Origin of the sequence: Candidatus Finniella inopinata (assembly GCF_004210305.1) — a bacterium.
Classification (GTDB): Bacteria; Pseudomonadota; Alphaproteobacteria; order Paracaedibacterales; family CAIULA01; genus Finniella; species Finniella inopinata_A.
Window position 1 is genome coordinate 23571 of sequence record NZ_SCFB01000020.1, and the last position, 6109, is coordinate 29679.

4 protein-coding genes and 1 tRNA gene are annotated in these 6109 nt (G+C 46.1%); 2 read left to right on the top strand and 3 right to left on the bottom strand.

Annotation, left to right across the window (positions count from 1 at the left end; genetic code table 11):
- Positions 1 to 6: 6 nt before the first annotated feature.
- A complete protein-coding gene (alaS, locus tag EQU50_RS07800) occupies positions 7 to 2577 on the bottom strand; it encodes an alanine--tRNA ligase (protein ID WP_130154561.1) in 2571 nt (856 codons plus the stop codon).
- A gap of 201 nt (positions 2578 to 2778) precedes the next feature.
- Between alaS and EQU50_RS07805 the strand changes: the two genes are divergently transcribed.
- Together EQU50_RS07805 and EQU50_RS07810 are read left to right on the top strand one after the other, a co-directional pair.
- Positions 2779 to 4173 carry an MFS transporter gene (locus tag EQU50_RS07805; RefSeq protein ID WP_165380398.1) on the top strand — a complete coding sequence of 465 codons (1395 nt, stop codon included), beginning with the start codon at positions 2779 to 2781 and terminating at the stop codon, positions 4171 to 4173.
- Positions 4174 to 4277: 104 nt separating this feature from the next.
- Positions 4278 to 4354: transfer RNA gene (locus EQU50_RS07810), tRNA-Pro, on the top strand.
- Here EQU50_RS07810 and EQU50_RS08680 read toward each other — a convergent pair.
- Together EQU50_RS08680 and EQU50_RS07820 are read right to left on the bottom strand one after the other, a co-directional pair.
- Complete coding sequence (locus EQU50_RS08680) at positions 4305 to 5204, bottom strand: CDP-alcohol phosphatidyltransferase family protein (RefSeq protein WP_420886608.1); 900 nt, start codon at positions 5202 to 5204, stop codon at positions 4305 to 4307. The genes EQU50_RS07810 and EQU50_RS08680 overlap by 50 nt on opposite strands.
- 10 nt (positions 5205 to 5214) lie before the next feature.
- A complete protein-coding gene (locus EQU50_RS07820; protein ID WP_130154563.1) occupies positions 5215 to 5892 on the bottom strand; it encodes a phosphatidylserine decarboxylase in 678 nt (225 codons plus the stop codon).
- Positions 5893 to 6109 lie beyond the last annotated feature (217 nt).

A 6109-nucleotide genomic window follows, 5' to 3' on the forward strand; every position in this document is an offset into this window, starting at 1 on the left:
TTGTCGTTACATCCCCTGACTTAAAACTTCCAGCAACTGGCCAATGTTTTCCGGGTTTGAGCCGCCGGCTTGGGCAAGGTCTGGGCGTCCTCCGCCACCTTGTCCCCCTAAAATTTCGGCACCAATTTTCACCAATTTAACGGCATCTAGGCGGTCGGTTAAATCCGGCGTGACGCCAATCACCAAGGCCACTTTATCGTCGTCTATACTGGTAACAATCACAAGGCCTGACCCCAGGGTTTGCTTATACCGATCAACCAGGGCTTTCAGATCACGGGCGGGCACACCTTTCAAATGATGCACCATGGCCGGGTAACCTTTTATGGTGATTGTCTGAGCGTTATCCGATTCGCCATCCAAAAGGGTTTGGCGTTTTATATCGCCCAATTGCTTTTGCAGTTCAGTGACTTGTTTGCGGTTTTGTTCCCGTTCAGCACTGAGTGTTTTTTGCGTCTCCGCCAAAAGGGTCAAAATGGCAGGCCCCGTGATCGCCTCAATACGGCGGATGCCCGCTGATACAGGGCTCTCCCCCGTAATTTTGAAAAGACCAATGGTGCCCAGTTGTTCCACGTGGGTGCCGCCACACAGTTCAACCGAATCAGCCATGCTGACGACCCGCACCTCTTCCCCATATCGTTCCCCAAACAAAGCCATGGCGCCTTCCTCTATGGCCTGGTCGGGGGTCATCACACGCGTCAATGTTTCCTGATTGTCGAAAATTCTTTGGTTAACGGCCTGTTCAACCTGGGCGAGTTCTTCTTTTGTAACGGGTCTTGGATGCGTAAAGTCGAACCGCAATCGGTCAGGTGCCACCAACGACCCTTTTTGCGTGACATGCTTGCCAAAGGTCTGGCGCAAAGCAGCGTGCAATAAATGGGTTGCTGAATGGTTGGCCGCTAGCTGACGGCGACGGTCGCGATCCACATTCAGCTTGACGGTTTGCCCTGTTTTCAATTGACCCTTTTCTATATGACCCACATGCACATGCAGACTGCCCACTTTTTTTAGAGTGTCTGTTATCGTGACAACAGCGCCTTCCTCTGTTGTTAAAAAACCGTGATCCCCCATTTGGCCGCCTGACTCGGCATAGAAAGGGGTTTGGTTGGTTAATATCATCACATCTTGGCCTTGCTTAGCTTCCTCAACACTTTGTTCGTTTATAACCAACGCACACACTGTTCCCTCAGCTTCGGTTGTTGTGTACCCTAAAAATTCAGTGGCACCGAATTGCTGATGAAAATCAAACCATACCTGTTCATTGGCCGTATCACCCGACCCGACCCAAGCTGCACGAGCCTTTTGCTTTTGCTCAGCCATGCAGGTTTGAAAGCCGGCCTCGTCAACGGTACGACCCTCCGCCCTTAAAACGTCCTGGGTTAAATCCAAAGGGAATCCGAATGTGTCATATAACTTAAAGGCGACCTCAGCCGGCAAGGCCTGCGCAGGCAAAAGGACAGTGGTTGATTCCTGCAAAAGCTTCAACCCGCGCTCTAACGTTTGGCGGAACTTTTCCTCCTCTTGATGCAAAATTTGTTGAACCAAAGGTTGGGCACGCACCAGTTCGGGATAGGCCTCGCCCATCAACGACACCAACGTTGGCACCAACCGATACATTAAGGGATCTTGGCTGCCTAATTTATGAGCATGCCGCATGCCACGACGCATAATGCGACGCAAAACGTAACCGCGCCCTTCGTTGGATGGCAAAACGCCGTCCGCAATTAAAAAGCTGCTGGCGCGAATGTGGTCAGCAATGACGTTGTATGATTGGCGATTTTGGGGGCCTGAATTCCCGACTAGATCTTGGGCCGTGGCAATCAGGGTTTTAAATAAATCGATGTCATAATTGTTGTGAACCCCTTGAATGACGGCCGCCATCCGTTCCAGGCCCATACCTGTGTCGATCGATGGGTTGGGTAAATTCGTCCGGGTGCCATCGGCATGCTGTTCAAACTGCATGAACACCAGATTCCATATCTCGATAAACCGGTCACCATCTTGGTCAGCCGATCCGGGAACCCCGCCTGGAATGCCTTCACCATGGTCATAAAAAATCTCAGAGCACGGCCCACAAGGACCTGTATCCCCCATGGACCAGAAATTGTCCGATGTGGAAATGCGTAAAATACGGTCATCCCTTAAACCTGCAATTTTACGCCAAAGGGTCGCGGCTTCTTCATCTTCAGCATAAACCGTCACCAAAAGGCGGCTGGGGTCCAGGTGAAAGTTTTTGGTCACCAAAGTCCAGGCATGATGGATCGCCTGTTCTTTGAAATAATCACCGAAGGAGAAATTGCCCAGCATTTCAAAAAACGTGTGATGGCGAGCCGTATAGCCAACATTGTCCAGGTCATTATGCTTGCCACCGGCGCGCAGACATTTTTGGGCTGTCACGGCGCGTTGATAGGGGCGTTTTTCTTTGCCTGTAAAAACATCCTTAAATTGTACCATACCCGCATTTGTGAATAACAACGTGGGGTCATTTTGCGGTACCAAAGGGCTGGAACGCACCCCTTCATGGTCGTTGTTTTTAAAAAAGTCCGTAAACGTGCGGCGGATATCAGCTAGGCTTTGCATAAGTTAAGGCACTTAAAAGAAACATATACCTAGAGATTAGCCATCTGGGTGGTGAATTTCTAGCTATTTATTAAATCCTGGGTTTGTAAATTCAGGGCGGAATTTCTATTCAGTTGAATAATATTTTTTTATCTAATGGAAGTGCGCAAATTAATTTGTTATACGGTGAACAATCGTCCTGCCCATAACAGATGGTACCAAATGAAAGTTAAAACTGATGATAACGCTTTAAGTTCCAATGTCAAAAAATCTGTTGCTATTGTCTTGGTTGGCAATTTTCTTGATTTCTTCGATTTGATGTTAGCCGTTCACTTGACGGTTATTTTGACAAAGATCTTTATTCCCAGTGATTCATATTTGACGCCGATGCTGACGGTTTTTACATTTTGCTCCTCCTTTTGCATTCGCCCTTTGGCTGCGATTTTCTGGGGGTACATTGGCGATACAATTGGCAGGGTTCCTGTTTTAATTTCAACAACATTTTTAATGTCCATTTCTTGTATCCTTATCCCCAACATCCCCCCCTATGCAGAATGGGGGGCTTTATCAGCAGCCTTGTTCCTTATTTTACGACTCGTTCAGGGTTTCGCCTCGGGTGGAGAATGTATAGCCGCCGATGTTTTTATTACAGAGACCGTTCCCGAACCAAAGGTTTATTTTTGCAGTGCCCTTGTAGAGGCTACATGTTCTTTGGGCGGGTTGGTGGCTTGTGGCATCGGGGCCGTTTGTGTTTTGCTTTCACCAGAAAATGGTTGGAAATTACCTTTTTACATTGGTTCAGGGGTGGCAGTTTTGGGAACAATTGCACGAAGAACCCTTAAAGAAGCGCCAGAATTTGTAAAAGCGTTGGCGGAGAAGAAAGTAAAAAAGAAATTCTCTGATCTTTACCTGTCCATAAATTTTAAACATCGCAACATTCCAGCCTTGTTCGCTTTATATCTTTTCCCAGCCATAGCTTTCTATTTTTCGTACGCTTTTTTGCCTTCTGTTATGTCAAATGAGTTGGGCATAGCAACGAACAAAGTAATGGCCCAAACAACGCTGGTTCTTTTTATTGTTATGTGTGCTGAGGTTAGTTACGGCTTGCTGGGATTGAAATTTCATCCCTTTACCATTCTTAAGTTTAAACTATTTTCCCTTTTGGCGTTAATGCCTCTGTTAGGTATATTTATGACTGGTTTTACAAGCGCCCCAGTGATCTTTGTGATTCAAGTGGTTGTTTCGTGCTTGGGGCAAGGGCTAACACCGGCGACCCCCCTTATCAATAAAAGTTTCCCAATTTTTGGCCGCTACACATACCTTCTGTTCATATGGGCGGCGTCACATTCTATGTTCTACCTGATGACAGCTTATGTCTGTGATCAGGTGACAAGTTTTAGAGGAATATGCTGTTTATTGTTTGTGGCTGCTTTTATATCGCTTATGGGGTTATATGCTTTTGTGCCAAAAGATAAGATGCTTTCTTCTAAATTAAGCCAAGCATTGCCGGATAATAGCCCTTGGCAAGACATGGTCGAGGAGGAAAAAGAACATGTAACTAGAGAGCAAAAACAAAAGGAACAAGCGTTAAAAAAGTGGTTTGAGAAAATAAATTAGGACGCTTATAGAAATAAGATCTTTGATTCCAATCTTTTTTTGAAAAGAAAACTCTGATGCAGTTGCCTTTTAACCTCCCCCTAACTATACTGAACCAGTTAAGTCGGAACGTAGCGCAGCCTGGTAGCGCACTATTCTGGGGGGATAGGGGTCGTGGGTTCAAATCCCGCCGTTCCGACCACTTTGTTTTTTCGATTATCTTCTCCTGCAGGTGCAGGAACAATGATCGCCCTCTCAAGCCGTTTGTAAGCCCGAAAGCTAAACGGAATAAGTCCCAGATAAATCACTCCAATCGCCGTTAAGGTTAACCACAGTTTGCTGTAAAGGGCGACTAAGGTTAGAAAGACCACCAACATCAACGGTAAAACCAATCGATGGGGAATGATTAGTTTCTTCAAAGAAAATGTAGGAATGCGGCTGATCATCAGTGTTCCTGTGCCAATCAAAAAAGTTGCATAGACGATTGGCTGTTCTAGACTGACGACACTATGATATTGCTGAAGGATAAGGGGCAATAAGGCCAAATAGGCTCCAGCTGGGGCGGGGACACCTGTGAAGAAGTTTTGCCCCCACGAAGGATTGGTTCCTTCAATGCTGCGGGTATTGAAACGGGCCAGGCGCAGCGTCATACAAACGATAAAAAATAGGCAAATGCCCCAGCCTGTTTCGCCCCATTGGTTCAAAATTCGTAAATAAATAATCAGGGCAGGGGCCGCCCCAAAGCTGAGCAGATCACTAAACGAGTCCAATTCAGCGCCGAATCGACTGGAGCTGTTTAAAAGGCGAGCCAAGCGCCCATCCATCGCATCTAAGAAACCAGCAATTAAAACAGACCCAATCGCCAAATCCCACCGTTGTAAAAGGGCCATCTGAACAGCTGTCATGCCGCAACATAAGGCAGCAATAGTCACCATGTTCGGAACCATTGCTCCTAACGATAACTTGCCTAAGTTTGGTTGGCGAAATCGACCATGAAACCGATCTTTGAAGGGTCGTTTGGGACCATAATTGCGTCTAAAAGGCTTTCTCATTTTTCATCTTTCAAAGAGTATTCCCATGTCGGGGGAACTCATCACTTGTTAAATCTGCTAATATGGTTTCTCCGCCGATCATTCTCTGTCCTTCAATGACTAATGGCGCCGTGTTCAAAGGTAAATAGATATCAGTTCGACTGCCAAACCGAATCAGGCCAAAAAGCTCCCCCGTTTGTGCCATTTGGTCAGCCATCACATCACATCGTATACGCCGCGCGATTAGACCAGCGATTTGAGTAACGGCCATATCTTGTTCATTATTAATTTCTAAAATCAATGTGTTGCGTTCGTTATGCTCGCTGGCCTTGTCTAAAGAGGCATTGAAGAATTTACCGGGATAATACAGAACTTTTCTAACACGTGAAGCAATCGGAATGCGGTTTAAGTGGACGTCGAAAACGTTCAGAAAAATACTGATACGAACTCGTGGTTCACTGCCCATTTCCCAGTCAAGTGGGGGAACAACATCTTGGATTGCGACAACTTTTCCATCAGCCGGGCTGACAATCAGTCCATAACGATCAGGAACAACGCGATCAGGATTCCTAAAAAAGTAAAAACACCAGGCTGTTAAGACAACGCCGATCCATCCTAATATCGACGATAGAAGAAAAAGGAAAAGAGTTACTAAACTAAAAATCCCTACAAAACGCCATCCTTCTGGGTGAATTGCTCGCAAAACCATTATTAAACCTTCATCATATAAAACAGTCACCCATCATAGGTGAAAATTGCCATCGATGCAGCCTAAATTCTGCCGCCCCCTAAAAGGTGTCCATTTTTTTTTGAAACCCCTCCCTTTTCCTGTTGACCATGATGAGTTGAGGGTGTAAGTTCACTCTTACACCGAGAGATACGGTGGTGATCTTTAAGAAGTAAACGAGAGTTGTTAGTAGGTAGCG

Bases quoted from the DNA above. Each gene is read 5' to 3' on its own strand.
- alaS (WP_130154561.1), bottom strand. From the start codon at position 2,577: ATGCAAAGCCTAGCTGATATCCGCCGCACGTTTACGGACTTTTTTAAA.
- EQU50_RS07805 (WP_165380398.1), top strand. From the start codon at position 2,779: ATGAAAGTTAAAACTGATGATAACGCTTTAAGTTCCAATGTCAAAAAA.
- EQU50_RS08680 (WP_420886608.1), bottom strand. From the start codon at position 5,204: ATGAGAAAGCCTTTTAGACGCAATTATGGTCCCAAACGACCCTTCAAA.
- EQU50_RS07820 (WP_130154563.1), bottom strand. From the start codon at position 5,892: ATGGTTTTGCGAGCAATTCACCCAGAAGGATGGCGTTTTGTAGGGATT.